Below are 24,860 nucleotides of genomic sequence, written 5' to 3' on the forward strand. Positions count from 1 at the left end.
TTCCCTTGGGAGGAGAAAATCATGATCCATTTACGTGGGGCTAAAGCCCTTCGCATCGCAGCTGTCGCCGCCACGACCGGACTGGCCATTCTCGCCGGTGCGACGGGGGCTGCCGCCGACACCGTCGTCAAATGGCTGCATCTGGAAACCGATCCGAACTATGTCGCCGTCTGGCGCAAGATCGCGGATCAGTACGAGGCCAAGCATCCCGGCACGAAGATCGAGATGCAGTTCCTGGCCAATGAAGCCTTCAAGGCAAAGCTGCCGACGCTGCTGCAATCGAAGGACGCTCCCGATTTCTTCTTCAGCTGGGGCGGTGGGGTGCTCAAGCAGCAGCAGGCGACGGGCACGCTGATGGACCTGACTGCGGCGATGAACGCCAAGGACGGCGCCTGGCTTAAGAGCTACAATCAGGCAGCCGTCAAGGGCTTGACCTTCGACGGCAAAATCAGCGCCGTACCTTATAAGCTCGGCACGGTTTCCTTCTTCTACAACAAGGCCTTGTTCGCCAAGGCCGGCGTCGATGCCAGTGCCATCAAGACATGGGACGATTATCTGGCCGCGGTCAAGAAGATCAAGGCTGCCGGTATTGCGCCGATCGCCGGTGGCGGCGGGGAGAAATGGCCGATCCATTTCTACTGGAGCTATCTGGTGATGCGCGACGGCGGTCAGCAGGTCTTCAACGACGCCAAGAACGGCAAGGGCAACGGCTTCAACGATCCGGCGATCATCAAGGCCGGCGAACAGCTTGCCGAGCTCGGCAAGCTCGAACCCTTCCAGCCCGGTTATCTCGGCACCACATGGCCGCAGGCGCTCGGCGTCTTCGGCGATGGCAAGGCTGCGATGATCCTCGGCTTCGAAAATACCGTTGCCAACCAGCGTACCAATTCCGGGAACGGCAAGGGCCTGGCGGATGACAATATCGGCCGCTTCGCCTTCCCGGCCGTGACCGGCGGTGCCGGCCTTCCCACAGATACGCTCGGCGGACTGAACGGCTGGGCCGTCACCAAGAAGGCCCCACCCGAGGCGCTCGATTTCCTCGCCTATCTCACCAATGCCGAAAACGAGCGCGCCATGGCGCAGGCCGGCATGATCATCCCGGTCGCCGTCGGCGCCGAAGACGGCGTCAAAGGTCCGCTGATGCACGAAGCCGCCGACCAGCTGGCGCATTCGACCTGGCACCAGAATTTCTTCGACCAGGATCTTGGACCCTCGGTCGGCCGCGTCGTCAACGATGTGGCTGTCGGCATCGTGTCCGGCCAGATTTCGCCGAAGGATGGCGCACAGCAGGTCCAGGACGCCTTCGAACAGGACCAGTTCTAGCGCCCTCCGGCGCCGGCCTCTCCCTTGTGCCGGCGCCGGCTTTTCTTTGAATTGCAATTGTCGAGACTGCCCATGACCGATGTCAGCGCCACGACCGTCATACCTTCCGTCGCAAGAGCGAGACCCGCAACGAAGCGAAAATCGCCGGCTGCCCGTGGCCGCCTCCCCGTTATTCTGCTGTTCCTGCCGCCGGCGCTGCTGCTTTTCACCATCTTCGTCATCCTGCCGATGGGGGAAGCTGCCTGGTACAGCCTTTATCGTTGGAACGGCTACGGCCCGCCGACGGAGTTCGTGGGGCTGCGCAATTTCCAGGTTCTCTTCAAGAACGGCGCCTTCCTGACGTCGCTGAAGAACAATGCGCTGATCATCCTGGTGTCGATCGCGGTCCAAGTGCCGCTTGCCATTTGGCTCGCGACGATGCTGGCGCACCGCATTCGCGGCGTCGTGCTTTTCCGGCTGATCTTCTTTTTGCCCTATGTGCTGGCCGAAGTGGCCGCCGGCCTGATCTGGCGCTTCGTCTATGACGGCGACTACGGCCTGTTTGCAGCAATCGCGCATTTCCTCGGCACGCCGACGCCCTATGTGCTCGCCGATAAGGATCTCGCGATGTACGCCGTGCTCGGCGTGATCGTCTGGAAATATTTCGGCTTTCACATGATGCTGTTCATCGCCGGCATGCAGTCGCTGGACAAGAGCGTGCTTGAGGCGGCCGAAATCGACGGCGCCACCGGCTGGCAGAAATTCCGCTATGTGACGCTGCCGCTGCTCGGCTCGACGCTGCGTCTCTCGGTCTTCTTCGCCGTGGTCGGATCGCTGCAGCTTTTCGACATGATCATGCCGCTCACCGGAGGCGGCCCGTTCAATTCGACCCAGACGATGGTGACCTTCCTCTACAATTTCGGTGTCACCCGCATGCAGGTCGGCCTCGGCAGCGCCGTCGGCGTCGTGCTGTTCGTGATCTGCGTCACCCTCGCCTTCGGCTACAAACGGATATTTATGCGCAATGACTGACCTCGCCTCATCCGTTCGACTGACCACCGGCACGAAGATCTATCTCTACGTGTCGCTGACCATTATTGCCGCGATCGTGCTGATCCCGCTGCTGACGACCGCGCTTGGCGGCTTCAAGACGCTCGGCGATCTCCGCACCAATCCCTTCGGCCTGCCGGCGGAATGGCATTTCGAGAATTATACCGGCATCCTGTTCGGCGACCGCTACTGGCGGCAGATGATGAATTCCCTGATCATCGCAGTGCTGACCGTGTTCCTGACGCTGTCGGTCTCGGCCATGGCTGCCTTCGCCTTCGCGCATGTGAAATTCTTCGGCTCGAACTTCCTGCTGAACTATTTCCTGATCGGCCTGATGTTCCCAGCCGCCACCGCCATCCTGCCGCTCTTCATCCGCATCCGCGATCTCGGTCTGCTCAACACCTACTGGGGCGTGGTGCTGCCGCAGGTGGCGTTCGGCTTGGGCATGAGCATTTTGCTCTTCCGAAATTATTTTCGAAACCTTCCGGAAGAATTGTTCCAGGCGGCCTTTGTCGACGGTTGCGGCTATATCCGCTTCTTCTGGCACATCTCATTGCCGCTCTCGCGGCCGATCATCGCGACCGTCAGCATCATCTCTTTCGTCGGCAGCTGGAACAGTTACATCCTGCCGCTGATCATGCTGAACTCGGATTCGATCTATCCCTGGCCGCTCGGCATGATGGTTTATAGCGGCGAATTCGGCACGGAGTGGGAGCTGGTACTCGCTTTCATCACACTCACTATCCTGCCCACCGTCATCGTCTTCTTCCTGGCGCAGAAGCACATCATTGCCGGCCTCACCGCCGGCGCCGTGAAATCCTGAGCCTTACTGGAGTAAAAAGCATGGCATCCGTCGAACTGCACAACATCCACAAGGCCTATGGCGCGCTGACCGTCATCCACGACATCTCGCTGTCGATCGAGGACGGCGAGTTCATCGCGCTCGTCGGCCCCTCGGGCTGCGGCAAGTCCACGCTGCTGCGGATGATCGCCGGCCTTGAGGAAATCACCGATGGCGACGTTTCGATCGGTGGCCAGGTGGTCAACGCCATGACGCCGCGCGAGCGCAACATTGCTATGGTTTTCCAGTCCTACGCGCTCTATCCGCATATGACGGTCGCCGAGAATATGGGCTTCAACCTGAAGCTCTCGGGCGAGACCAAGCAGGTGATCGAGCAGCGGGTCAACGAGGCCGCGCGCATGCTCGATCTCTCCAAGCTGCTCGACCGCAAGCCGGCGCAGCTTTCCGGCGGCCAGCGCCAGCGCGTCGCCATGGGCCGCGCCATCGTGCGCAATCCGGCCGTCTTCCTGTTCGACGAGCCGCTTTCCAACCTCGATGCGAAGCTGCGCGTGCAGATGCGTTCGGAAATCAAGGCGCTGCATCAGAAGGTGCAGACAACCTCGATCTATGTCACCCACGATCAGATCGAAGCAATGACGCTGGCCGACCGAATCGTGGTGCTGAACCAGGGTAGGATCGAGCAGCAGGGAACGCCGATCGAACTCTACCGCAAGCCGGCCAATCTCTTCGTCGCCGGCTTCATCGGCTCGCCGGCCATGAATTTCCTTGACGGCGTGATCGAAGGTATTGAGGGCGTCCCTGCCGTGCGGCTAAAGGACAGCACGCCGATCCGCATCGCCGCGGAGCGTAAGGTGAAGGTGGGCCAGAGCGTTAAGGTTGGTTTGAGACCTGAGCATCTCAGCCTTGTCAGCGGCGGTTCGCCACTGACTGGCCAGACGCTGCTTGTGGAGCCGACAGGCGCGCAGACGCATGTGCTCTTCGACCTGGCAGGCGAGCAGGTGACGGCCGTTGTCGATGGCGAGGCGCCGGTGCGCTATGGGCAGCCGCTGAATGTCTCGGTGAGCCCGGAGCAGGTTTACGTCTTCGACGCGTCGAGCGGCCTTGCTCTTTAAGCCTTCACGTCGATCGAATCGACGCGATCGGGATAGAAGGCCATGTAATCTTTGATCCGGCTGACGGACGCATAGGGATTTTCGTAAGTCCAGATTGCGTTCACCGAACGCTCGCCACCCGCCGGGATGCTGTAGTAGGAGCATTCTCCCTTGTAGGGGCAGTAGGTCTCGTGATTGGTCTTTTGCAGCAAAGACATGTCGACATCCTTACGGGGGATGTAGAGCACGGCCGGATAGGATGCTTCCTTGAGCGATAACGCCTCACGCGTGTCGGCAATTACCTTGCCGGCGACGGAGACGGTGACATGGGCCTGCTTTTCCTCGATCGTGATCGGATGATCGGGACCGGGGATCTTGACTGCTCTTTCGGACATTCTTGCTCTCCTCAGCTCTGGTGAATGTCAGCAGAACCAAACTCGCCTGACGATTTCAGTTCAAAGGGATATAGGAAGTATCCTGCCGATTATCAGGTCCCTTGCGGCCCCGGTGTTTTCCGGGCACCCCAGCGCAACCCATCCATCAGCAGGCGCACGAGACGCCGGGCACGATCGTGCCATTCCGGCGAATTGGGCATGGAATAGGCGCCCGACAGGGCATGCAGCACGTCCGTGCTATCGACATCGGCGCGGATCGAGCCGGCCGCGACCGCTCTTTCGATCAGGCCGGCAAGCGCGACGGGCACCTTGCCGTAGCTGTCGGCGAAGAGCTTGGAGTTGCTGTTGACGAGAATGCGCAGGCTGTCGGCCATGCCACGCTTGGTGGCGAGATATCCGACAAAGCGGTGCATCCATTCCTCCAAGGCCTGATCGGGGGCGAGTTCGCCGGAGAGTGTCTCGGCCGCAGCACATAGTGCCTCGACTTCATGACGATAAACCACTTCCACGAGATGCTCCCGGCTGGGAAAATGGCGATAGAGCGTTCCGATCCCGACATTCGCCCGCCGCGCTATATCCTCGAGCGAGGCGGCGGTGCCGTGGCTGGCGAAGGCCTGCGCCGCGACTTCGATCAGCGTGTCGCGGTTGCGCTGCGCATCGGCGCGCAGGCGCCTGCTTTCGCTTGGCAGCGTGTCCTTCGGTCCCGGCAACGGCTTGCGCGCCAATGTCTGCTCCTCGCGGATTGCCGTGGGACGATTTCGGCGCGCCTATTCACATAGCGCGGCGATATCGTCTCCATTGGCGATGTATCGGGGGATTGTTATCGCATTCGGCACGGAGGCGCCATGACCAGCAGCCCGGGCGGATTGCAAAATGACCGCGCAGGTACCGGCTTTTGACCGGTTTACGGCGACGGCGCGCCGAAATGGTTCGGCCCGAAGCTTGGTCCGAGGCTCGGGATCGAATTCGGTCCCTGATTGAAGCTGGCGAAAGGCCCGGGCTGATTGCCGCGGGCTGGCGGAACGTCGAGATAGCTCATGATGTTCTCGACGTGGCTGACCTGCGAGCGCAGGCTGTCGAGCGACTTGCCGGTCAGATTCGTGCCAGCCGGCAATTGCGCAGTCAATGGGTTTTCATAGCGGCCGTTTACGCGCAGTTCATAATAGAGATGCGGGCCGGTGGAATAGCCGGTCGATCCGACATAGGCGATGACCTGCCCCTGCGTGACACGCTGGCCGACGCGCAGGGACTGCGGCGTTGCGGAGATATGGGCATAGGTGGTCTCGTAACCGCCGTCATGACGAATGCGGACATATTTGCCGTAGCCGGTTTCCCAGGAAATCTTTTCGACGACTCCGTCGCCGGCCGCCTGGATAGGGCTACCCATCGGTGCGCGGAAATCGACGCCGTTGTGGAATTTCTTCACGCCGAGAATGGGATGGACACGCCAGGCAAAACCGTCACCGAGCGTGCCGTTCGGCACGGGGCGATGTACCAGCGACTTGGCGATCGAATGGCCGCTTTCATCATAGAATTCCGAGGAACCGTCGCTGCCGTCCTTATGCAGATAGAAGCGATGCGTGTCGCCATCGGCATGGAATTCGATGAACATCAGCTCGTTGCGGCCGTCATCGGACTTTCGGAAGAGAAGGTCGACGCTGTCGGGAGCATCCTCGAGGCTGGTCAGCGACACGCCTTTGGCCTTGGCGAGCTTGATGAGCTGCAGGGCATATTCCTTGCTCAGGCCGGATTTCTCCAGCTTGGCGCTGACCGCAGCCTCGTCATTGCCGTCGACGTTCCTGAGATCGACCGCGGCAACTTCCGAAGAGGACGGCGCATCGGCCTGGCTTTCGCTATAGAGCGTCGAAAACAGCCTGTCGTTGGCCATCGGCACGAAGCCGTTGGCATCGTCGCGGGCAACGACCCGCTCCGGCGTCTTGTCGCCGCTGAGGCGGGCCATGATCAGTTTCGGGCGGGCGTTCGGACCCGTCTTCTCAAGCAGCAGTTCCAGGCTGTCGCCGGGCGAAACCGTATCGGTCTCCAGGGCGCGTTGCAGCTCGTCGCCGGCGTCGCTGCCGAGGCCCGCGGACGCCAGGATATCCTGCAGTTCCTGCTTGTCCTTCGGCATGGAGACCAGCCGGTGGAATTCCCGGCCTTGCTCGCCGGTCGTCGCCCTCGACACGCTGACGTTCAGCGGTACGCCGCGAGTGGGGAAGCGGGAACGTCTGACGGCATCATAATGGGCAGTTTGCGGATAGATGCCGTTGCGGATATCCGAAAGCGACGGTGGCGAGAACAGCATGTTGTCGGCGCGCTCGTCGCCATAGGCGACATTGATGGCTTCGGCATTGGTGCGCGCAGTTCCGGACTGGTCGGATTTGAAGACCAGTGTCGTGCGGTGATAGGTGAAGATGCGGGTTTCCCCGCTGGAGAGCTTTTCCGCGACCTGAGCGAAGCGAGCGCCGTCGAAACGCTGCTTTGCCGCCAGCCGGTTGCTCTTGTGCATTGCAGGCTGCGGTCGCGCCAGCTCGGCCGTGCGCACAGGCACGGCCTGTTCGATCGTATGGTGCGCCAGCAGCGGATAGAGCACAGTTGCCAGAAGGCCGAAGGATGCAGTGCCCGCCAGGCCGATGGCGATCAGATGACGCAGATGCGCTGAGCGCGGCAGAAACGGAATGTGAAAATCATGATGCGTCCGTGCCTGGATGGCAGCCTCTGCAGGAAATTGAACGCGCAATGGACTTTCGGCCATGAAGTGAGGAACCCTGCAGATTGCGGTGGGCCCAAACTAGGGCAAATCATGGCGAAATATAGGCAAATATTACGAGTCGGTTAACTGCCGTGATCGTCCACAGGACGAGATTCGCGCGTTCAAGATGATTCGTCAACCGAAGATGGTGTCGTAGAGGAGTTTAAAGTTCAGCAACAGAATGATTGCCGCAATCACCCAGGAAAGAACGGCAATGTTTCTGGAGACGGTGAAGTTGCCCATTTTCTCGCGATTCGTCACGAACTGGACCAGCGGGATAACCGCGAAAGGCAGCTGCATGGACAGGATGACCTGGCTCAGCACCAGCAGATCCGCCGTGCCTTTTTCACCATAGATGGCAGTTACGAACACAACCGGGATAATTGCGAGGCCGCGGGTCAAAAGTCGCCTTGCCCAGTGCGGAATCCTGAGCCGGAGAAAGCCTTCCATCACGATCTGGCCGGCAAGCGTCGCCGTAACCGTCGAATTGAGGCCGGAGGCGAGCAGCGCCACTGCAAACAGCGTCGAGGCGATACCGAGGCCGAGCAACGGCGACAGCAGCTCGTAGGCCTGGCCGATTTCGGCGACATCGGAGTGGCCGCTGGTGTGGAAGGCGGCGGCTGCGACGATAAGGATCGCGGCGTTGACGAACAGCGCCAGCATCAGTGCGACAGTGCTGTCGATGGTTGCCCATTTGATGGCGTCGCGGCGTCCTTCTTCCGTGCGCTTGTAGGCCCGTGTCTGGACGATCGAGGAGTGCAAGTAGAGATTATGCGGCATGACCGTCGCGCCGATGATGCCCATGGCAATATAGAGCATTTCGTGATTGGTGACGATTTGGGGCGATGGGATGAAGCCGCCGAGGATCGCTGCGACCGGCGGGGCGGCAGCGGCGATCTGGACGGCGAAACAAGTGGCGATGACGATGAGCAGCGCGATGACGAAGGCTTCGAGGTAGCGGAAACCCTTGCTCATCAGAAGCAGCAGCAGGAAAGCGTCAAGCGCGGTAATCAGCGCGCCGCCGATCAGCGGAATTCCGAAAAGCAGTTGCAGCGCGATTGCGGTGCCGATGACTTCGGCAAGGTCGCAGGCGATGATCGCGAGCTCGCAGGCGAACCAGAGCGCCAGATTGACGGGTCGGGGATAGGTATCGCGACAGGCCTGGGCGAGGTCGCGGCCGGTCGCGATGCCGAGCCTTGCCGACAGCGCCTGCAGCAGGATCGCCATCAGGTTTGACAGCATGATGACGGCAAGCAGCGTATAGCCGAACTGCGCTCCACCGGCGATATCCGTCGCCCAGTTGCCGGGATCCATGTATCCGACTGAGATCATATAGCCTGGGCCGAGGAAGGCGATCAGGCGCCGGATCCAGCTGCCGGCATGGGGAACCTTAACAGTCGAATTGACTTCCGGAAGGCTGGGGCGGTCGTCCTCGTCGCGGCTCGCGAACTTCCATGCGCGTTCTTGCGCGGCGGCTTCCTGAAATTGCGTCATGCGGGGCTCCGGGGAGGATCGGATTTTGAAGTTACTAATTAAATATGCTAGGGAACAAATTTATGCAATAGGCTATATTTCATGGTTTTTGCATTTCGTGGGCTGAAATCAGGCTGCGTACCGCCTTGCGGGAAGGCGCCATCAGTTTCCCGCAAGGCGGCAATCGGGTAGTTTGCTCGATGGGGAAGGAGCGTGGCGATTTGACCGCTGCGATCAGGCAGAAGATGTCCCTGTCGGCCTGTGCGTCCGCCGATTGCGGACTGAATGCCTCGAAAAGACTGCGGTCGTGACGCCCTTGCGGCGTTTGCCGAGCGGGTGGAGCCTATGCAGAGGCCAGGTCTCGCCCAGAAAGGCCTCCGCTGAAATCAGTGCAGCAGAGGCCGTTTCGGTCAGCGCCTATTCGGCGGCATCGTGGCTGGAGATGGAATCGCGGACGACGCCATATTCGCTGCCCCAGCGATCGGTCATCTCGGCGCGGATGTCCCAGAGGTCGGGAAAGAAGCGATGGCGGGTGCCGGCCTGCAGCAGTTCGACCGGGCGGCCTTTCAGCGATTTCGAGCCGAGCCCGATGGAGCGCTGGATCAGGTAGATGTGATTGGCCCGGAACTTCTGGAACAGCTCGTCATATTCCACCAGCGCCTCGGCGACCACGTAGCTGTCGCCGTGATCATATTTGCCGTCATAAATATCATCGACCGTCAGACAGGCGGCATCGAGATAGTTGGCCTTGAAGGCATGCCAGATGTCCGGCGGCATGCGCAGCAGGAATTTAAAGCCGGGCGATTCCTGGCCGCTGCCATTGCCGAGCTGCAGGCGGATCTGTTGATATTCCTTCGGCGACATGGTTTCCAGGAGGTCGAGCTGCGCCGTCATCATACGCATGATCCGGTGCACGCGGCCCATCAGCGTGACGACGCGATGCGTGTTGCGCTCCTCCATGAAAGCGATGACGTCGACCAGCGTGTAGGCCATGAGCTTCATCCAGAGCTCTTCCACCTGATGCACGATCTGGAACTGCAATTCGTCGCCATTGACCATGCCGTCAAGTGGCTTCTGACAGGCGAGCAGCTTGTCGCATTGCAGGTAAACGCCGTAGTCGCGCATTTCGGGCGCTTCGATGCGCGCGTAGTAGTCTTTCTTCTGCATCCTCGTTCCCTTTGTTCCGGCCCTCGGCCGCCAAGCATGTTTGCTCTTCCTGCAGAATACGAAATCTCGGCTTGAACATTGTTCCTATTTGTCATCCAGAATCGGATAAATAGAGTACGATCGATGAATATTGACACCGCGGAGAGAACGATGGAATTAGACGCTTTGGATCACAAGATCGTCGCAGCCCTCGAGGCCGATGCCCGCATCTCGTTTGCCGCACTTGCCGAACTCGCCGGCCTCAGCAAGACGCCATGCTGGAAGCGGGTGAAGGCGCTGGAGGAGGCTGGCGTGATCCGCGGATACAGGACGCTTCTCGATCCCGCCCGCCTCGGCTTCGGCCTGGAAGCTTTCGTGCAGGTCTCCATCGATGTCGAGCGCTTCGACGCCTTCGAAGCGGCCGTACGCCGGCATCCGCTGATCTGGCGCTGCCATGCGACGACGGGGGAGGCGGACTATCTCCTCCATATCCTGGCGACCGACATGGCCGCCCTCGACCGCTTGTTGCGGCAGGAGCTGAACCGGCTGCCGGGCGTCAGGCACACGGTGACATCGATGTCGACGCGGGAAATCAAGTCGGACATTTCGCTGGCCGAGGCCATGCGGCATGTCGGCGAATAACTTTCAGCCGTTTCGTATCGCATCGAGCCGATGAAAGGCGATGCGACCAAGGTCATACAGCAGGCGACGGAACAGGTTTTCCTGTTCCATCCCGCCTCATGTTTCCTGCGGGCTGATGAGCGTGACGGATCTGAAATAGGTCTGGAAGCGCTTCGTATCGCGTGTCAGAAGAGACAGGCCGCCGATGGCTGCATGAGCACCGATGAAGAAATCTGGCAGGACGCCGCCGCGCGTTCCGCCCGATTTTCTATATTGAGCGAAAACCTTGGCAGCGAGGAAGAGCGCCTCCCGCGGGATCGGCTCGATACGAAGCTCAGTCTCAGCAAGCATTTCGTTGAGATCTTCGATCCTATCGTAACGCACGGATATTTCGGCATAGACGACATCGTTGATGCACAAAGGGCCGAGAAGGCTTGCAGCATCGAGTCGCGCGAGCGACCAGCCATACCACACGGGATCGTTCGTGATGATATCGAGCAGCACGTTGGAATCGACGAAAATCACCTCAATCTTCGCCGCGCGTCAAAGCCATGATTTCGTCCGTGCTCATACCTTTGCCGGCATGACCACGGAACTTGCCGAATCGGCTAGCCTGCTCCTGTGTATCCACCGGGACAAGAACGACGTTGCCATCGGACATGCGGCGAAAATCGACCTGGCTTCCGGGTCCGATCCCAAGCATGTCGCGGACGGCCTTGGGAATCGTCACCTGTCCTTTCGCTGTTACGGTCGTGCTCATCTCTTCCTCGGTAATACTTTCTTGAAAAGAGGTATTACTTTTGGCGATCGAATTCAAGATTGTCCGGCTGCGTGCGGTTTTCGCAGCAATCACATCGGTGGCACGGTGCCGTTGAGGCCGACGGCGACGCGGTTGGCAGAGACTGTGGAATCGGCGTTGCGTTCGCCTGTGATAAAGACGCCGGCGCCCGGTTTCAGGTCGGTTTTCGTCGCCGATGTCAGCGTAACGACGGGAGTGCCCTTGGGGATGCTGATCTTGCGTTCGCCGCCCTTGTAGGTAAGCGTCAATGTCGGACCGTCGACGGAGGTCACGGCGTTGGCGACCGTGGCGTTGGTCATCGAGCTGTTCGGCGCCGAATCCCAGGGGCGATCGCCTTCGCCGGTTCCCTTCATCGAGGCCGGAAAGATGACCACTTCTAGAGCGCCGTTGATGCCGCTGTTGGTCGGCTGCGAGGCGATGCCGACAAAATCGCCCGGCTTGATGTCGCCGACGGCAGCCTGGACGACGCCGCCGACGTTGCCGCCGGATTTCAGCGCGACAGTCACGTCGCTGCCATCTCGGGACTTGACCTTGAGCGTATCGCCATTGAGGCTTTCCACGGTGCCGCGCACTTTGACGAGCTCGGCGGCATCAGCGCTTTGCAGCGCGGCAAGCATGGCGACGGAAAGCGTCAGCGCAGCCGTGATCAGACGTTTGCGATGCATGGGCATTAACTCCCTTGATATACAGGCCGAGCGATCTGTCGGTCATCTTTGATCTGGAGGATATGGAGGGCTAAATTGATCGGCAGCAGGCCGCGCAACGGGTTTGCGCCATCTGCATCCTGATCCTAGGCGCCGCTTTCATCACTCGCCACTCAAACAAGCGTGAGACGGGCGTCTCGCCCGACGCGGTGAGAAATTCCTGGAAAAGGCCGGATATTTCCCGGAACATCAAGCATTGCTTAACATTTACCGCTAGACTGCGCCGGTTATCTCGAATTCCCTATCGCGCTTTGCGCTGGGCTGGGGAGATTGGAGAACGAAATGACCGCGATTCGTCCGCTTCTGATCGGAATCCTCCTGATTCTGGCATTGGTTCTGATTGCGCTCAGTATTCTGCTGGTCGATCCCGCCCAGCCAGTCCGTCAATCCGAAAGCCTTATTCCGCCGCCGACAGAGTCCCCGCAGCGCCCTTAAAGTGATGCGGGAAAATGGTCAGCTTGCCGGTGTAAATCGCGCCACGAGGCTATGGCGATCCCCAGGATAGGTCAGGCGGACATGCGTGATCGGGCCGGCCGCGCTCCAGGTGCGCCGTTCGACTACCAGGCAGGCCGTGCCTTTCTGAACATCGAGGTTGGCGGCAGCGTCACCCTCGACGGATATGGCGCGGATCTGGTGTTCGGCGGTGCTCCACGGCACTTGGTTGAGCAGCCAGGGGCCGGGCGGCAAGGTCTCGAAATCGGCCGTGGCCGCCTCCGGCACGGCATCGAGATTGATGACACGATCTTCCAGGCAGAAGGGGCGCGGGCCGGCGTAATGGATGCAGGTGATCTCCACCACCGAGACCGAACCGACGAACTGCAGCCGGTGCGCGTCCTCAGGTCGTCCGCGCCGTTCCGCGAGTCTTATCAGCCTGTGTGAATAAGGCAGATTGAGCGACTGGACCTCCGACTTGATGTCGTGGATCTCGAGCACGGCGGATTGCGCCTGCGGATGCGTGACGAAACTGCCCGAGCGTTTTCGCCGTTCGATCAGACCGGCGCGCGCAAGCTGGGTCAGCGCCTTGTTCACCGTCATGCGCGAGCAATCATATTGATCCGCCAATTCCATCTCGAATGGAATGCGGTGGCCCGGCGGCCAGGCGCCGGAGACGATCCGGCCTTCGATATCGGTGAGGATACGCTGATGCAGGGTCGCATCTTTGCTCGTGGTCATACCGCCCATCTGTTCCGTGAAAGACATGGAATTTCCCGCAAGTTATTTAGGGGTCAATCAATGGGAGGAAAAGCGGTATTTAAGCAATGAGTTCAGCCATCGCCTTGCGGAATCGCGCCGAGATTGCCTCCCGCTTGATATGATGGCCGCCTTCGACCTGCTTGCGGCCCAGCGCCCAGACGCCATCGACCTTGACGCCGCCAGCAAACGTCCAGTGATCGAGAATGCGGTCGCCGGAGAGATAGGGTGCCGCACTCACATCGAGCGAAACGATGTCGGCATGGTTGCCGACGGCAAGGCCTGCCGCTGCCTTGAGAGCCGCGCCGCCGCCCGCCAGCGCGCCGTCGAACAGCATGCGGGCGGTCGAACCGCCTGATGTTGCGATGACGTTGCGGGCGCGCAGCGCCAGGCGCTGCGAATATTCGAGCTGCCGCAACTCCTCCGGCACGGAGATGAGAATATTGGAATCGGAACCGACGCCGTAGTGGCCACCTGCTTCCAAGAATAGCGGTGCCGGGAACACGCCATCGCCAAGATTGGCTTCTGTGATCGGGCAAAGGCCGGCGATCGCGCCGCTCCTAGCCATGCGCCGCGTCTCATCCTCGGTCATGTGTGTGGCATGGATCAGGCACCAGCGCTCATTGACGGGCGCATTGTCGAGCAGCCACTGCACTGGCCGGGCACCCGACCAGGCGATGCAATCCTCCACTTCTTTCACCTGCTCGGCGACATGGATGTGGATCGGCCCCTCGCCGGCAATCGGCACAAGCTTGGCCAGTTCCTCGGGCGTCACGGCCCGCAGGCTATGCGGCGCGATGCCGAGTTCGGCGCCGGGCAGGCGGCTCGTCACCGTGCGGCAGCCGGCCATAAGGGCTTCGAAGCTCTCGATCGAATTGATGAAGCGGCGCTGGCCGTCGATGGGAGCGGCGCCGCCGAAGCCGGAATGGGCGTAGAAGACGGGCAGCAGCGTCAGCGCAATGCCGGTCTCAGTGCTGGCGGCGCCGATGCGCTCGGCCAGTTCGGCGATGTTGGCATATTGGCTGCCGTCCTTGTCATGATGCAGATAGTGGAATTCGCCGACCCGGGAGAATCCTGCTTCCAGCATTTCCATATAGAGCTGCGCGGCAACGGCCTCGACATGGTCAGGGGTCATCGACAAAGCGAATTTGTACATGACGGTGCGCCAACTCCAGAAGCTGTCGTTGGCCGGGCCGCGGACTTCGGCAAGGCCGGCCATAGCGCGCTGGAAGGCATGGCTGTGCAGGTTCGGCATGGCAGGCACCAGAACATCCTGCCTGTCGTCGCCGGCTTCGGGAGCGACATCGGTGACGATCTCGGCGATGCGGCCGCCTTCGAGGGTCAGTCGCACATTCTCGTGCCATCCGTCGCCAAGCATTGCGACGCGTGCATGAAGTCTCGTCATGGTCTCACCCTTTCCTTTCGGACATGGAGTCCAAAATCCCTCTTGTCAGCCTTTCGATTATGTATATACATTATGAGCCAACGAGGAAAGGCGTAAAGCTGATGGGTGGGAACAATTTTTCCGAAGACGGCCCCAACGATGGCAAGGAAAACTGCGGGGCAAGCCGCGTCTGGCGGAATGCTCGCCTTGCAACCTTGAAAGAGGGTAAGGCCCGGCTCGGCACGATCGAGAAGGGCGCAATCCTGACCAAGGGCGGCCGCATCGTCTTTGCCGGCAGCGAAGCCGATCTGCCCGATACGTCAGGTGCAGAAATCGTCGATCTCGAAGGGCGCTGGGTGACCCCTGGCCTCGTCGATTGCCACACACATATCGTCTATGGCGGCAACCGCGCCCGCGAATTCGAGATGCGGCTGGAAGGCGCGAGCTACGAAGAGATCGCGCGTGCCGGCGGCGGCATCGTTTCCTCCGTCAACGCAACGCGGGCACTGTCGGTGGATGAGCTTGTCGCCGTCGCCTTGCCGCGTCTCGACACTCTGCTGTCCGAAGGCGTAACGACAATCGAGGTGAAGTCGGGCTACGGCCTCAACATTGAATCCGAATTGAAGATGCTGCAGGCCGCGCGCAAACTGGAGACAGTCCGCCCGGTTCGCGTCGTGACTTCTTATCTCGGTGCGCACGCGACCCCGGCTGAATACAAGGGGCGTAACGGCGATTATATCGATGATGTCGTGCTGCCCGGTTTGAAGCAAGCCCAGGCCGAAGGCCTTGTCGATGCCGTCGACGGCTTCTGCGAGGGCATTGCCTTTTCGACGGCCGAAATCGCCCGCGTCTTCGATCTTGCCAAGTCGCTCGGTATTCCGGTGAAGCTGCATGCCGAACAACTTTCCAATCTCGGCGGTGCCAAGCTTGCCGCTTCCTATGGTGCTTTATCAGCCGATCACGTCGAATATCTCGATGAGGACGGCGTCAAGGCGATGGCTGCGGCTGGCACGGTTGCCGTGCTGCTGCCAGGCGCCTTCTATGCCATCAACGAGAAGCAGAAGCCGCCGGTTCAGGCCCTGCGTGATGCAGGCGTCTCGATCGCCATTGCCACGGACTCCAATCCCGGTACCTCACCGCTGACCTCGCTGCTGCTGACCATGAACATGGCGGCCACCCTTTTCCGCCTGACGGTCGAGGAGTGCATTGCCGGCGCCACCCGTGAGGGTGCGCGTGCCCTTGGTCTGCTCTCCGAGACGGGGACGCTCGAGGCCGGCAAGTCGGCCGATTTTGCCATTTGGGATGTCGAAAGCCTGGCGGAGCTTGTCTACCGCATCGGCTTCAATCCCCTCCATGCACATGTTTTCAAGGGAAAGAGGTTCAACCGATGACTGTTGTTCTCCATCCGGGTTCCGTCTCGCTGCAGCAGCTGGCGACGATCTATTGGAGCGGTGAGCCGGCTAAGCTCGATGCGTCTTTCGATGCCGGCATCGCCAAGGCAGCCGCCCGCATCGCCGAAATAGCCGCCGGCAATGCGCCGGTTTACGGCATCAACACCGGCTTCGGCAAACTCGCATCGATCAAGATCGACAGTGCGGATGTCGCAACGCTGCAGCGCAATCTCATTCTCTCGCATTGCTGCGGCGTCGGCCAGCCGCTGCCTGAGAATGTCGTTCGCCTCATCATGTCGCTGAAGCTGGTTTCGCTCGGACGCGGCGCGTCCGGCGTGCGGCTGGAGCTGGTGCGGCTGATCGAAGGCATGCTCGAAGGGGGCGTCGTGCCCGTCATTCCCGAAAAGGGTTCGGTCGGCGCTTCGGGCGATCTTGCGCCGCTGGCGCATATGACTGCGGTCATGATGGGGCACGGCGAGGCCTTCTATGCCGGCGAGCGGCTTTCCGGCGCGGCAGCGCTCGAAAAGGCTGGTTTGAAGCCGGTCGTGCTCGCTGCAAAGGAAGGGCTGGCGCTGATCAACGGCACGCAGGTCTCGACCGGTCTTGCGCTTGCGGGCCTCTTCCGTGCTCATCGTGCCGCCCAGGCCGCGCTCATTACCGGCGCGATGTCGACGGATGCGGCGATGGGTTCCTCCGCCCCGTTCCATCCCGATATTCATACTCTGCGCGGCCATAAGGGTCAGATCGATACCGCCGCAGCCCTTCGCGGCCTATTGGCCGGTTCCGTGATCCGCGAAAGCCATATCGAAGGCGACGAGCGCGTGCAGGACCCTTATTGCATTCGTTGCCAGCCGCAGGTGGATGGCGCCTGCCTCGACCTTCTGCGCTCCGTCGGCCGTACCCTTGAAATCGAGGCCAATGCCGTCACCGACAATCCGCTGGTACTTTCGGATAATTCCGTCGTTTCCGGCGGCAATTTCCATGCCGAGCCTGTCGCTTTCGCCGCCGACCAGATTGCCATCGCTGTCTGCGAAATCGGCGCAATCGCCCAGCGCCGCATCGCGCTGCTCGTCGATCCTGCGCTCAGCTACGGCCTGCCGGCCTTCCTCGCCAAGAAGCCCGGCCTGAACTCCGGCCTAATGATTGCCGAAGTGACCTCGGCTGCGCTGATGTCGGAAAACAAGCAGATGTCGCACCCGGCCTCTGTCGATTCGACGCCGACCTCGGCCAACCAGGAAGACCATGTTTCTATGGCCTGCCATGGCGCCCGCCGCCTGCTGCAAATGACCGAAAACCTCTTCGGTATCATCGGCATTGAGGCGCTGACGGCTGCCCAGGGCGTCGAGCTGCGCGCGCCGCTGACGACCAGCCCGGAACTGACCCTTGCCATTGCTTCGATCCGCGCCGCCGTGCCGTCGCTGGAAGAGGACCGCTACATGGCGAACGACCTGAAAGCCGCCAGCGAGCTTATCGGCTCCGGCGCGCTCAATGCCTCGATTTCAACCAACATCCTGCCCTCCTTGGAGATGTGACATGACCAACCCACGCCATAATATCCGCGAGATCCGCGCGCCTCGTGGTCCGGAGCTCAATGCCAAGAGCTGGCTGACTGAAGCGCCGCTGCGCATGCTGATGAACAACCTCGACCCGGACGTTGCCGAGAACCCGAACGAGCTGGTCGTTTATGGCGGCATTGGTCGCGCCGCCCGCACCTGGGATGATTTCGACCGTATCGCCGCGACGCTGAAGACGCTCAACGAAGACGAGACGCTGCTTGTGCAGTCCGGCAAGCCGGTCGCCGTGTTCCGCACCCACAAGGATGCGCCGCGCGTGCTGATCGCCAACTCCAACCTCGTGCCGCATTGGGCAACCTGGGATCACTTCAATGAGCTGGATAAGAAGGGTCTTGCCATGTACGGCCAGATGACGGCCGGCTCGTGGATCTACATCGGCACGCAGGGTATCGTGCAGGGCACCTACGAGACCTTCGTCGAAGCCGGTCGCCAGCACTACAACGGCAACCTCAAGGGCAAGTGGATCCTGACCGGCGGTCTCGGCGGCATGGGCGGCGCACAGCCGCTGGCGGCTGTCATGGCCGGCGCCTGCTGCCTCGCCGTCGAAAGCGACGAAACCCGCATCGATTTCCGCCTGCGCACCCGTTATGTCGACGAGAAAGCAAAGACGCTCGATGAAGCGCTTGCTTTGATCGACAAGTGGACGAAGGCTGGCGAAGCCAAGTCCGTCGGCCTGCTCGGCAACGCTGCAGAAATCTTCCCGGAACTCGTAAAGCGCATGAAGGCCGGCGGACCGCGTCCGGATATCGTCACCGACCAGACCTCCGCCCACGACCCGCTGAACGGCTATCTGCCGATCGGCTGGACGGTGGCCGAACACCGGGCCAAGCGCGAGAGCGATCCGAAGGCCGTCGAAGCCGCCGCCCGTACCTCCATGAAGGTGCATGTCGAAGCCATGGTCGCCTTCTGGGATGCCGGCGTGCCGACGCTCGACTATGGCAACAATATCCGCCAGGTTGCCAAGGAAGAGGGTTTCGAAAACGCCTTCGCTTTCCCGGGCTTCGTGCCGGCCTATATCCGCCCGCTCTTCTGCCGCGGTATCGGTCCGTTCCGCTGGGCTGCCCTCTCGGGCGATCCGGAAGATATCTACAAGACCGACGCCAAGGTGAAGGAGCTGCTGCCCGACAACAAGCACCTGCACAACTGGCTCGACATGGCACGCGAGCGCATCGCCTTCCAGGGCCTGCCGGCGCGCATTTGCTGGGTCGGTCTCGGCGATCGCCACCGCCTCGGACTTGCCTTCAACGAAATGGTCAGGAACGGCGAGCTGAAAGCGCCCGTCGTCATCGGCCGCGACCATCTCGACTCTGGCTCGGTCGCTTCGCCGAACCGCGAAACGGAAGCCATGAAGGACGGCTCGGATGCCGTGTCCGACTGGCCGCTCTTGAATGCCCTGCTCAACACAGCATCGGGCGCCACCTGGGTATCGCTGCATCACGGCGGCGGCGTCGGCATGGGCTTTTCCCAGCACTCCGGCATGGTCATCTGCGCCGACGGCACGGATGATGCCGCCAAGCGCCTGGAGCGCGTTCTCTGGAACGACCCGGCGACTGGCGTCATGCGCCATGCCGATGCCGGCTACGACATCGCCCTCGACTGGGCCAAGAAGCAGGGCCTGCGCCTGCCGGCCATCCTGGGGAACTGAGATGAAGCTGCTGCGCGCCAGTGACCATAAGCGCATGCCTTGGAAAAACGGCGGCGGGGAAACGGTGGAGATCGCCGTTTCGCCTGAGGGCGCCGGGCTTGCCGACTTCGACTGGCGCGTCAGCATGGCGACCGTTGCCACGGACGGCCCGTTCTCGGTCTTTCCCGGCATCGATCGTACGCTATCCATTCTCAATGGTGAGGGCATGACCCTTTTCATCGAGGGGCGCTCACCCGAACGCCTCACACAGGCAAGCGAGCCGCTGGCCTTCGCTGCCGACGCGCCGACTTCGGCGACATTGATCGACGGGACGATTACCGATCTCAATGTCATGACGCGGCGGGGCCGTTTTACGCATTCCGTGCGGCGCGTTTTGGTCGATGGACCTAGCGAAGTCGCTTTCGGGGACGGGACCATTCTTGTTCTTTGCCATCGCGGCAATGCCGAAATCGATGGCATGGCGCTTGATGCGGGCGATTGCCTTTTGATTTCCGACGACAGCGCCGGGCGGCACTCGATCTCGGGCAAGGCGCAGCTATTCCATATCGCCATCGCGGCAATATAGCCAGCTATCTGCTGTTCCTTGACTTGACACCTGCCCAGCTCGGTCATCCTATTTCTATCTACTAGAAAGAGGATACCGGCATGAGCGACGACCAGATCCCCGCCGATAGCAAGCTTACGACTTCCAAGCGCCGCTGGGCGGCGGAAGGCAAGTTTCTGACGGGGCGCGTCAGCCGGCCCGAAACAGAGCGGCTGCCGCCGGGGCAGCATCTTGTCAAGAACTGGCCGGTGCTCGATCTCGGCGTGCAGCCGCAGATTTCTTTGCCGAGTTGGCGGCTCGATGTGATCGGCTTCGTGGAAAATCGACTCAGCCTCGATTGGGCCGCTTTCCGGGCGATCGAGCAAAGCACCCGCGTCAGCGATATTCACTGCGTGACGACCTGGTCGCGCTATGACAATCGCTGGGAAGGGGTTTCGACGCGCGATCTCCTCGATCTTGCCATGCCGACAGCGGAGACGCAGCATGTGCTGCTGACGAGCTATGACGGCTACACCACAAACTTGCCGCTTGCGGATTTCGCTGCCGAAGATGCGATTCTGGCCACCGCTTGGGAGGGCCAGCCGTTGACCGGCGAGCATGGCGGCCCAATGCGCCTCGTCGTGCCGCATCTTTACTTCTGGAAGAGCGCCAAGTGGCTGAACCGTATTGAGTTCATCGGTGCGGACAGGGCCGGTTTCTGGGAGAAGAACGGCTATCACATGTATGGCGATCCCTGGCGCGAGCAGCGCTATTCGGACGATTGATGAATCTTGCGGGTGGGATGTCTTTGGATTGGCTCTCTCGAACCGCGGTTCTATGTCACCCTGTCAATTTTTAATGGCAACAGCTTGGATTTGTGACTTTGCAAGCCACCATGATGGGCGTATTCAATGATCATATGATTGCTGCCGGTAATGCACGGCCTCCTTGAACGCCAATCTCCGAAATTTCATCCCATGACCGTTGCCCGGACCACAGAAGAACCTTCCGAAGCAAGCTTCGGCCGGCAGTCCCGCATCATCGCCCTGGTGGTCGCCGTGTCCTTCTTCATGCAAATCCTGGATGGCACCATCGTCACCACGTCGCTGCCGCAGATGGCGATGACCTTCGGCGTCGAGCCGGTGTCGATGAGCATCGGCATCACGGTCTATCTGCTCACCATGGCGGCCTTCGTCCCGCTGGCCGGCTGGGCCGGCGATCGCTATGGCGCGCGGCGTGTATTCCTGGCATCGATCATCATCTTCACCGTGGCATCACTGTTCTGCGGTCTTTCGGGCAGTCTGACCGAGTTCATCACTGCCCGCGCCATACAGGGCGTCGGCAGCGCGCTGATGACGCCCGTGGGACGCATCATCGTTCTGAAAAACGCGCGCAAGTCCGATCTGGTGCATGCCATCTCGATGATCACCTGGCCGGCGCTGACGGCTCCGGTCATCGGCCCGGTGCTCGGCAGCTTCATCACCACCTATCTCAGCTGGCACTGGAACTTCCTGATCAATATCCCGATCGGCATCATCGGGCTCGGTCTCGTCCTGCGCTTTGTGCCGGATCAACGGGAGGAAAAGGCTGCGCGGCTCGATTTCATCGGTTTCCTGCAATCGGCGGCGGGGTTGACCTTCCTGCTCGCCGGTCTGGAATTCGTGGTCCAAGGTACCACGGGATTGGCACCCAGCATTGCACTCATTGCTGCTGGTGTGGTTTTCTCCGTCATCGCCACCCGGCATTTTATGACGGTCGATGCGCCCCTGCTCGATCTCTCCGCCTTCAAGGTGCAGACCTTCGCGATGTCGACGCTTTCTGCCGGTACGGCGAGCCGGGTCGCGATCAACGCCACGCCCTTTCTAATTCCCTTGCTCTTCCAGGTCGGGTTCGGGCGCACGGCGATCGATGCCGGCACCTATCTGCTATTCTACTTTGCCGGCAATCTCGGCATGAAGGCGATCACCACGCAGACGTTGAGAATCTTTGGCTTCCGCAGTGTGCTCGTCGTCAATGGCCTGATCTCGTCGGCTAGCATCGGCGGCTGTGCGTTCCTGTCGCCGGCGACGCCGGACCCACTGATATATTGCCTGCTATTCATCGCCGGCCTTTCGCGGTCTATGAACTTCACGGCGCTGAATACGCTTGGCTTTGCCGATATCCATGCAGCGCAGCGCAGTTCGGCCTCGACATTGTCGAGCATGCTGCAGCAGGTTTCGCTGCTGCTCGGCGTTGCCGTCGCTGCCGCCGTTCTTAATCTCTCGCGCATGATTCATGGTGGGGAAACGCTCTCGCTTGTCGATTTTCGCTGGGCTTTCCTTGTCGTTGGGCTTATCGGTGCCATCTCCGCATTGCGCTTTATCAGCCTGCCGCACGATGCCGGCGCAGAGGTGTCCCGCCATAAAGTGAAGACCTGATCAAAACCTTAGAATTCTTAACGATATTGAGACGCAAGCCGCTGTAAAAATGGCTCGTCCGTTCCCATATGAATGTTGCTTCAACTCCCATAGGAGGCAGTCTTATGCTGCTCAGAACCCTCGCCATCTCCGCTCTCGTCCTCGGCATGTCCAGCGCCGCCATGGCGGAACAAGCTCATAAGCATCATCCCAAGCGCGTCAATGTCGAGGCGTTCCAGGCGGATGTCGGCAATGTCGACCATTCTAAGGACGCAATTCTCCCGGATGGCACCATCAACACCGACCCGTCCGTGACTGGCCCGATCCGCGCCGGCGACTCCATTTCCCGACTGCAATGCGCCGCTGCCCCGAACTCCGTCGGCGCTCGTTCGAGCACCTATAGTGCAGGCTCCGCTTCTCTTTGCCCGTAATGGTGTGGCGCTGGCCTTAGGCCAGCTCGATATCCGTTTGGCTGAATCGGTCGCTTTTCGACAATAGCGGCTGGCGATAATAGCGGGCGCAGGCATAGGTCATGCAATCGTCAAGGCTGAGGCGCGCCCGATGGTCGCCTTGGCCATAACGCTGATAAGCTTCCGTCGCCAAGGTGGCGGCGCGGGGCGGCACCGCAAGCAGCTGAATGTTCATGAGCTGCAAAAATGTGCGGACAGCTTCGCCGGCCTCGGTCGGCGACAATCCCAAAATATCTGAGACCAGGATAGCGGCATTCGCTGCGGAAAGCGGCGAGGTCATTCGCGCCGTTGCCGGCTGCATGCGGATGGCAAAGGCACGCGCCTCCTCTTCGTCGGTCATCATCGCCGACAGTACCGTCGCGTCGATAAACATCAGGCCTCTCCCGCGGTGCCGGCACTTGCACCTTTGCCAGTGGCTTTCTGCTTGAGATTGCGGCAGAAGGCGACGGCGACATCGGCTAAGGCTGGCTTGGTCAGCTCCTCATCCAGCGCCTTCTGCAGCGCGAGCCGCACTGCCTCGGTCTTGGTGGAAGCCTTGGTCAGCGCCTGGTAGCGCCGTGCCAGCCTATCGATGGCATCGTCCTTGATGTAAAGCGGCATGGAATATCCTTTTCAATTTCCTGGATATCCTTAGGATGTATCTGTCTCCAGGGCAATCGCGTCTTGCGGATCACTTTGCGCTCTTCCTTTGCGATATTTAGATGACGGACATCATCTAACGTGATAGCAATGACAACTGAAGATACCGTTTGCTGACCGCGAGGAGATGTCATGCCCGCTATCGATCCCGTCGTTATCGTTTCCGCTACGCGCACGCCGCTTGGCCGTTTCCAGGGCGAACTCTCGTCATTGCAGGCGCCGGAACTCGGCGCGCATGTCATTCGCGCGGCTTTGGAGCGTGCCGGTCTTTCGGCAGAGAGGGTGGATGAGGTTCTCTTCGGCTGCGTGCTGCCTGCGGGGCAGGGACAGGCACCCGCTCGCCAGGCTGCTCGCGGGGCTGGCTTGCCGGATGCCGTCGGTGCCACCACCGTCAACAAGGTCTGCGGCTCTGGCATGAAGGCGACCATGCTGGCGCACGACCTGCTTCTCGCCGGTTCGGCCTCCATCGCGGTTGCCGGCGGCATGGAATCCATGTCGAATGCGCCCTATCTCCTCGCCAAGGCCCGTGGCGGCTATCGCATGGGCCATGACCGCATCTTCGACCATATGATGCTCGACGGGCTCGAGGACGCCTATGAGAAAGGCCGCTCGATGGGCGATTTCGGCGAGATGGCGGTCGAGGCCTATCAGTTCAGCCGCGACGATCAGGATACCTATGCAGTGGAGACCCTGTCTCGCGCTCGCAAGGCGCTCGAAACCGGCGCTTTCGAAGCCGAAATCACCCCGGTGTCAGTGATGGCGAAAGGCGGTCCGGTAACAGTCGCCAAGGATGAGCATCCGCAGAAGGTTTCACCTGAAAAGATCCCGACGCTCAAGCCCGCCTTCCGCAAGGATGGCACGATTACCGCTGCCAGTGCCTCGGCCAACGCCGATGGCGCTGCCGCCCTGATCCTGACGCGCCGCTCGCTCGCCGAGCGTGAGGGATTGCCCATCCTCGCCGAAATCAAGGCGCATGCCACGCACTCCCAGGAGCCGGCCTGGTATACCACCGCGCCGATCCCGGCGATCCGCAAGGTGCTCGACAAGACCGGGTGGAAGATCGGCGATGTCGATCTCTTTGAGATCAACGAGGCCTTCGCCGTCGTCGCCATGGCGGCCGCGAAAGAGCTCGGTATTGCGCGCGATCGGCTTAATATCAATGGTGGCGCCTGCGCCCTCGGCCATCCGATCGGTGCCACCGGGGCACGGTTGATCGTGACGCTGCTGCATGCGCTGGAGCGTCAGGGTGTGAGAAAAGGCATCGCGGCACTTTGCATCGGCGGCGGCGAGGCGACGGCGATTGCGGTAGAGCGCGTTGGCTGACTGGAGCGATATAGAGACTGGTCAGCCGTGCCTATTGATGCCGCCGCCGTGGGCATGGCCCCCTCATTTGAGTCGAGCCGCGCAGGGTCCTTTAAGAGTTCCCTCCCCGCTTGCGGGGAGAGGGCTTGGGTGAGGGGCCAGGCACATCATTCCGACATCAAGGCATTCGATTGACCTGCCGAGGCGGCATCC

The 24,860-nt window shown here is 61.0% G+C and carries 26 protein-coding genes; 14 read left to right on the top strand and 12 right to left on the bottom strand.

Features of this window, described 5'->3' with window-relative positions; translation table 11 throughout:
- Positions 1-21 precede the first annotated feature (21 nt).
- The 4 genes from PH552_RS09570 to PH552_RS09585 all read left to right on the top strand — a co-directional run bounded on the left by PH552_RS09570 (position 22) and on the right by PH552_RS09585 (position 4,266).
- Positions 22-1,323 (top strand): ABC transporter substrate-binding protein, encoded by a 1,302-nt coding sequence (locus tag PH552_RS09570; protein WP_113249684.1) that lies wholly within the window; start codon positions 22-24, stop codon positions 1,321-1,323.
- Positions 1,324-1,395: 72 nt separating this feature from the next.
- Positions 1,396-2,334 (top strand): carbohydrate ABC transporter permease, encoded by a 939-nt coding sequence (locus PH552_RS09575; protein WP_112341516.1) that lies wholly within the window; start codon positions 1,396-1,398, stop codon positions 2,332-2,334.
- On the top strand, positions 2,327-3,175 hold the full coding sequence (locus tag PH552_RS09580) for a carbohydrate ABC transporter permease (protein ID WP_015341575.1): 849 nt from the start codon (positions 2,327-2,329) through the stop codon (positions 3,173-3,175). The genes PH552_RS09575 and PH552_RS09580 overlap by 8 nt, the downstream gene beginning before the upstream one ends.
- Before the next feature lie 20 nt (positions 3,176-3,195).
- Positions 3,196-4,266 (top strand): ABC transporter ATP-binding protein, encoded by a 1,071-nt coding sequence (locus PH552_RS09585; protein ID WP_113249681.1) that lies wholly within the window; start codon positions 3,196-3,198, stop codon positions 4,264-4,266.
- Here PH552_RS09585 and PH552_RS09590 read toward each other — a convergent pair.
- The 5 genes from PH552_RS09590 to PH552_RS09610 all read right to left on the bottom strand — a co-directional run bounded on the left by PH552_RS09590 (position 4,263) and on the right by PH552_RS09610 (position 10,029).
- Positions 4,263-4,640: a DUF427 domain-containing protein gene (locus PH552_RS09590; protein WP_145645110.1), complete on the bottom strand. Its 378-nt coding sequence runs from the start codon at positions 4,638-4,640 to the stop codon at positions 4,263-4,265. The two genes, PH552_RS09585 and PH552_RS09590, sit on opposite strands and share 4 nt — an antisense overlap.
- Positions 4,641-4,732: 92 nt before the next feature.
- Positions 4,733-5,365 (bottom strand): TetR/AcrR family transcriptional regulator, encoded by a 633-nt coding sequence (locus PH552_RS09595; protein ID WP_112341511.1) that lies wholly within the window; start codon positions 5,363-5,365, stop codon positions 4,733-4,735.
- Positions 5,366-5,544: 179 nt separating this feature from the next.
- Complete coding sequence (locus tag PH552_RS09600; RefSeq protein WP_113249679.1) at positions 5,545-7,392, bottom strand: M23 family metallopeptidase; 1,848 nt, start codon at positions 7,390-7,392, stop codon at positions 5,545-5,547.
- Positions 7,393-7,524: 132 nt separating this feature from the next.
- A complete protein-coding gene (locus PH552_RS09605) occupies positions 7,525-8,883 on the bottom strand; it encodes an Nramp family divalent metal transporter (RefSeq protein WP_113249678.1) in 1,359 nt (452 codons plus the stop codon).
- Positions 8,884-9,279: 396 nt separating this feature from the next.
- The gene (locus tag PH552_RS09610) at positions 9,280-10,029 is read right to left on the bottom strand and encodes a tryptophan 2,3-dioxygenase family protein (protein ID WP_169645196.1); all 750 of its coding nucleotides are present in this window, start codon (positions 10,027-10,029) and stop codon (positions 9,280-9,282) included.
- 150 nt (positions 10,030-10,179) lie between these two features.
- Here PH552_RS09610 and PH552_RS09615 point away from each other — a divergent pair, with 150 nt between their 5' ends.
- Positions 10,180-10,650: an Lrp/AsnC family transcriptional regulator gene (locus PH552_RS09615; protein ID WP_112341502.1), complete on the top strand. Its 471-nt coding sequence runs from the start codon at positions 10,180-10,182 to the stop codon at positions 10,648-10,650.
- Positions 10,651-10,746: 96 nt separating this feature from the next.
- Here PH552_RS09615 and PH552_RS09620 read toward each other — a convergent pair whose 3' ends face one another.
- The 3 genes from PH552_RS09620 to PH552_RS09630 form a co-directional block, all read right to left on the bottom strand.
- On the bottom strand, positions 10,747-11,154 hold the full coding sequence (locus PH552_RS09620) for a type II toxin-antitoxin system VapC family toxin (RefSeq protein WP_285165900.1): 408 nt from the start codon (positions 11,152-11,154) through the stop codon (positions 10,747-10,749).
- Between the two features lies 1 nt (position 11,155).
- Positions 11,156-11,389 (bottom strand): AbrB/MazE/SpoVT family DNA-binding domain-containing protein, encoded by a 234-nt coding sequence (locus PH552_RS09625; protein ID WP_113249675.1) that lies wholly within the window; start codon positions 11,387-11,389, stop codon positions 11,156-11,158.
- Between the two features lie 89 nt (positions 11,390-11,478).
- A complete protein-coding gene (locus PH552_RS09630; protein ID WP_112341497.1) occupies positions 11,479-12,093 on the bottom strand; it encodes a single stranded DNA-binding domain-containing protein in 615 nt (204 codons plus the stop codon).
- A gap of 321 nt (positions 12,094-12,414) precedes the next feature.
- Here PH552_RS09630 and PH552_RS09635 point away from each other — a divergent pair, with 321 nt between their 5' ends.
- A complete protein-coding gene (locus tag PH552_RS09635; protein ID WP_167376678.1) occupies positions 12,415-12,567 on the top strand; it encodes a hypothetical protein in 153 nt (50 codons plus the stop codon).
- A gap of 18 nt (positions 12,568-12,585) precedes the next feature.
- Here the strand turns inward: PH552_RS09635 and hutC are convergent, their stop codons facing one another.
- A complete protein-coding gene (gene hutC / locus PH552_RS09640) occupies positions 12,586-13,305 on the bottom strand; it encodes a histidine utilization transcriptional repressor HutC (protein WP_113249700.1) in 720 nt (239 codons plus the stop codon).
- 79 nt (positions 13,306-13,384) lie between these two features.
- Positions 13,385-14,728 carry a formimidoylglutamate deiminase gene (locus tag PH552_RS09645; protein WP_113249674.1) on the bottom strand — a complete coding sequence of 448 codons (1,344 nt, stop codon included), beginning with the start codon at positions 14,726-14,728 and terminating at the stop codon, positions 13,385-13,387.
- A 101-nt stretch (positions 14,729-14,829) separates the two neighbouring features.
- On the opposite strand from PH552_RS09645, the gene hutI reads away from it, so the two are divergent.
- The 7 genes from hutI to PH552_RS09680 all read left to right on the top strand — a co-directional run bounded on the left by hutI (position 14,830) and on the right by PH552_RS09680 (position 22,667).
- Complete coding sequence (gene hutI, locus PH552_RS09650; RefSeq protein ID WP_113249673.1) at positions 14,830-16,098, top strand: imidazolonepropionase; 1,269 nt, start codon at positions 14,830-14,832, stop codon at positions 16,096-16,098.
- Positions 16,095-17,630: a histidine ammonia-lyase gene (gene hutH, locus PH552_RS09655; protein ID WP_112341494.1), complete on the top strand. Its 1,536-nt coding sequence runs from the start codon at positions 16,095-16,097 to the stop codon at positions 17,628-17,630. The genes hutI and hutH overlap by 4 nt, the downstream gene beginning before the upstream one ends.
- A 1-nt stretch (position 17,631) precedes the next feature.
- Positions 17,632-19,317 carry a urocanate hydratase gene (gene hutU / locus PH552_RS09660; RefSeq protein WP_113249671.1) on the top strand — a complete coding sequence of 562 codons (1,686 nt, stop codon included), beginning with the start codon at positions 17,632-17,634 and terminating at the stop codon, positions 19,315-19,317.
- A 1-nt stretch (position 19,318) separates the two neighbouring features.
- A complete protein-coding gene (locus PH552_RS09665; protein ID WP_113249670.1) occupies positions 19,319-19,882 on the top strand; it encodes a HutD/Ves family protein in 564 nt (187 codons plus the stop codon).
- A gap of 80 nt (positions 19,883-19,962) precedes the next feature.
- The gene (locus tag PH552_RS09670; RefSeq protein ID WP_112341491.1) at positions 19,963-20,625 is read left to right on the top strand and encodes a sulfite oxidase-like oxidoreductase; all 663 of its coding nucleotides are present in this window, start codon (positions 19,963-19,965) and stop codon (positions 20,623-20,625) included.
- A gap of 192 nt (positions 20,626-20,817) precedes the next feature.
- The gene (locus PH552_RS09675) at positions 20,818-22,257 is read left to right on the top strand and encodes an MFS transporter (protein ID WP_113249669.1); all 1,440 of its coding nucleotides are present in this window, start codon (positions 20,818-20,820) and stop codon (positions 22,255-22,257) included.
- A gap of 104 nt (positions 22,258-22,361) precedes the next feature.
- Positions 22,362-22,667, top strand: coding sequence for a hypothetical protein (locus tag PH552_RS09680; protein ID WP_112341489.1), 306 nt, complete (start codon positions 22,362-22,364; stop codon positions 22,665-22,667).
- Between the two features lie 16 nt (positions 22,668-22,683).
- On the opposite strand, the gene PH552_RS09685 is transcribed toward PH552_RS09680, so the two are convergent.
- Positions 22,684-23,079, bottom strand: coding sequence for a type II toxin-antitoxin system VapC family toxin (locus tag PH552_RS09685; RefSeq protein WP_113249668.1), 396 nt, complete (start codon positions 23,077-23,079; stop codon positions 22,684-22,686).
- Positions 23,079-23,306 (bottom strand): type II toxin-antitoxin system VapB family antitoxin, encoded by a 228-nt coding sequence (locus tag PH552_RS09690; RefSeq protein WP_112341487.1) that lies wholly within the window; start codon positions 23,304-23,306, stop codon positions 23,079-23,081. Before PH552_RS09690 ends, PH552_RS09685 begins: the two co-directional genes overlap by 1 nt.
- 171 nt (positions 23,307-23,477) lie before the next feature.
- Here PH552_RS09690 and PH552_RS09695 point away from each other — a divergent pair, with 171 nt between their 5' ends.
- On the top strand, positions 23,478-24,668 hold the full coding sequence (locus tag PH552_RS09695; protein WP_113249667.1) for an acetyl-CoA C-acyltransferase: 1,191 nt from the start codon (positions 23,478-23,480) through the stop codon (positions 24,666-24,668).
- Positions 24,669-24,860 lie beyond the last annotated feature (192 nt).

This window comes from Rhizobium aureum, from assembly GCF_030182495.1.
GTDB lineage: Bacteria > Pseudomonadota > Alphaproteobacteria > Rhizobiales > Rhizobiaceae > Rhizobium > Rhizobium tropici_C.

Bases quoted from the DNA above. Each gene is read 5' to 3' on its own strand.
- PH552_RS09570 (WP_113249684.1), top strand. From the start codon at position 22: ATGATCCATTTACGTGGGGCTAAAGCCCTTCGCATCGCAGCTGTCGCC.
- PH552_RS09575 (WP_112341516.1), top strand. From the start codon at position 1,396: ATGACCGATGTCAGCGCCACGACCGTCATACCTTCCGTCGCAAGAGCG.
- PH552_RS09580 (WP_015341575.1), top strand. From the start codon at position 2,327: ATGACTGACCTCGCCTCATCCGTTCGACTGACCACCGGCACGAAGATC.
- PH552_RS09585 (WP_113249681.1), top strand. From the start codon at position 3,196: ATGGCATCCGTCGAACTGCACAACATCCACAAGGCCTATGGCGCGCTG.
- PH552_RS09590 (WP_145645110.1), bottom strand. From the start codon at position 4,640: ATGTCCGAAAGAGCAGTCAAGATCCCCGGTCCCGATCATCCGATCACG.
- PH552_RS09600 (WP_113249679.1), bottom strand. From the start codon at position 7,392: ATGGCCGAAAGTCCATTGCGCGTTCAATTTCCTGCAGAGGCTGCCATC.
- PH552_RS09605 (WP_113249678.1), bottom strand. From the start codon at position 8,883: ATGACGCAATTTCAGGAAGCCGCCGCGCAAGAACGCGCATGGAAGTTC.
- PH552_RS09610 (WP_169645196.1), bottom strand. From the start codon at position 10,029: ATGCAGAAGAAAGACTACTACGCGCGCATCGAAGCGCCCGAAATGCGC.
- PH552_RS09615 (WP_112341502.1), top strand. From the start codon at position 10,180: ATGGAATTAGACGCTTTGGATCACAAGATCGTCGCAGCCCTCGAGGCC.
- PH552_RS09625 (WP_113249675.1), bottom strand. From the start codon at position 11,389: ATGAGCACGACCGTAACAGCGAAAGGACAGGTGACGATTCCCAAGGCC.
- PH552_RS09630 (WP_112341497.1), bottom strand. From the start codon at position 12,093: ATGCATCGCAAACGTCTGATCACGGCTGCGCTGACGCTTTCCGTCGCC.
- PH552_RS09635 (WP_167376678.1), top strand. From the start codon at position 12,415: ATGACCGCGATTCGTCCGCTTCTGATCGGAATCCTCCTGATTCTGGCA.
- hutC (WP_113249700.1), bottom strand. From the start codon at position 13,305: ATGACCACGAGCAAAGATGCGACCCTGCATCAGCGTATCCTCACCGAT.
- PH552_RS09645 (WP_113249674.1), bottom strand. From the start codon at position 14,728: ATGACGAGACTTCATGCACGCGTCGCAATGCTTGGCGACGGATGGCAC.
- hutI (WP_113249673.1), top strand. From the start codon at position 14,830: ATGGGTGGGAACAATTTTTCCGAAGACGGCCCCAACGATGGCAAGGAA.
- hutH (WP_112341494.1), top strand. From the start codon at position 16,095: ATGACTGTTGTTCTCCATCCGGGTTCCGTCTCGCTGCAGCAGCTGGCG.
- hutU (WP_113249671.1), top strand. From the start codon at position 17,632: ATGACCAACCCACGCCATAATATCCGCGAGATCCGCGCGCCTCGTGGT.
- PH552_RS09665 (WP_113249670.1), top strand. From the start codon at position 19,319: ATGAAGCTGCTGCGCGCCAGTGACCATAAGCGCATGCCTTGGAAAAAC.
- PH552_RS09670 (WP_112341491.1), top strand. From the start codon at position 19,963: ATGAGCGACGACCAGATCCCCGCCGATAGCAAGCTTACGACTTCCAAG.
- PH552_RS09675 (WP_113249669.1), top strand. From the start codon at position 20,818: ATGACCGTTGCCCGGACCACAGAAGAACCTTCCGAAGCAAGCTTCGGC.
- PH552_RS09680 (WP_112341489.1), top strand. From the start codon at position 22,362: ATGCTGCTCAGAACCCTCGCCATCTCCGCTCTCGTCCTCGGCATGTCC.
- PH552_RS09685 (WP_113249668.1), bottom strand. From the start codon at position 23,079: ATGTTTATCGACGCGACGGTACTGTCGGCGATGATGACCGACGAAGAG.
- PH552_RS09690 (WP_112341487.1), bottom strand. From the start codon at position 23,306: ATGCCGCTTTACATCAAGGACGATGCCATCGATAGGCTGGCACGGCGC.
- PH552_RS09695 (WP_113249667.1), top strand. From the start codon at position 23,478: ATGCCCGCTATCGATCCCGTCGTTATCGTTTCCGCTACGCGCACGCCG.